Source organism: Streptomyces sp. NPDC050164, from assembly GCF_044459945.1.
Classification (GTDB): Bacteria; Actinomycetota; Actinomycetes; order Streptomycetales; family Streptomycetaceae; genus Streptomyces; species Streptomyces coeruleorubidus_A.
The window spans coordinates 1-1,485 of record NZ_JBITJK010000102.1 but is presented as its reverse complement, the minus strand read 5'-3'; the positions used below and the strand labels follow the sequence as shown (position 1 = coordinate 1,485).

The 1,485-nt window shown below is 68.7% G+C and carries 1 protein-coding gene; it reads right to left on the bottom strand.

The features are described from left to right. Positions 1-1,460, bottom strand: a 1,460-nt coding sequence (locus ACIBNA_RS45045; RefSeq protein ID WP_399171295.1) for an AMP-binding protein, incomplete at its 3' end; no start/stop codon positions are given. Positions 1,461-1,485 lie beyond the last annotated feature (25 nt).

Sequence of the window (1,485 nt, the reverse complement as noted above, 5' to 3'; positions counted from 1 at the left end):
TCGAAGAGGGCGCGCAGAGGCAGTTCGACACCCAGGCGGGTGCGGATGCGGCTGATCAGGCGGGTCGCCAGGAGGGAGTGGCCGCCCAGGTCGAAGAAGCTGTCGTCGATCCCGACGCGCTCCACGCCGAGCACCTCGGCGAAGATCGCGCAGAGCACCTGCTCGCGCTCGTTACGCGGGGCGCGGAAGGCGGTGGCGGCGGCGTAGTCGGGGGCGGGGAGTGCGCGCCGGTCCAGCTTGCCGTTCGCCGTCAACGGCAACGCGTCCACCACCACGACCGCCGCCGGAACCATGAACTCCGGCAGACGCTCACCGACGTACCGGCGCAGTTGCGGTGTATCCACGGAGGCCGTGGTGTTCGACGGGATGACGTAGGCGACGAGGCGTTTGCCGCCTGGCTGGTCCTCACGCGCCACCACCGCAACCTGGGCGACATCCGGATGCGACGCGACGACCGCTTCGACCTCGCCGAGTTCGACCCGGAAGCCGCGGATCTTGACCTGGAAGTCGGCGCGGCCCAGGAACTCCACCGTGCCATCAGCCCGCCAGCGAGCCAGGTCACCCGAGCGATACATACGCTCCCCCGCACCCGCGAACGGATCAGCCACGAAACGCTCCGCCGTCAGGGCGGGGCGGTTCAGGTAGCCGCGCGCCAGCTGCGCACCCGCCAGGTAGAGCTCACCCGCCACACCGACCGGCACCGGACGCAACCGCTCATCCAGGACGTAGACGCGACTGTTCGCCACCGGCCGGCCGATCGACGGCAGCACCGGCCACCCGCCCGGGTCACCCTCCAGCGAAAGCGCCGTGACGACGTGGGTCTCGGTCGGCCCGTAATAGTTGTGCACCCGCCGACCCGGCACCGACGCAAAGAACTCCCGCACCCGACCATGCAGCACCAACGCCTCACCAGCCTGCGCCACATCCATCAACTCAGGCAGTTCAACGTCCAGTTCAGCGGCTGCTTCAGCGACCGCCTCCACCATCGGCATCGGCGCGAACAGCTCACCCACCTGATGCTCGGCGAACCAGCGCACCAACTCCGCCGCACCGCGCCGCGTCTCATCACGCGGCACCACCAGCGTCTTACCCGACCACAACGCCGAGAACATCTCATGCGCCGCCGCATCAAAGCCCAAAGCAGCGAACTGACCCGTCCGCTTACCCACCCCACCAGTGAGTATCTGCGTGTGCCAAGCCAGCAGGTTCACCATCGCCCCCGCCGGGAACACCACACCCTTCGGCCGCCCCGTCGAACCCGACGTATACATCACATAGAGGGGATGCTCCGGCCGCAGCAGCACACCACCGCGCTCGACATCGGACACGTCGGCATCGGCATATCCGTCGAGCGCCCGGATCGTGGCCCCGTCCAGCACCACCTGTGCCCGGCCACCCAACACCGCCTCATCCAACGGCCCGGCCGACACCACCGCCACCGGATCCGCGTCCTGGAACATGTACGCAATCCGGTCCGCCGGATAG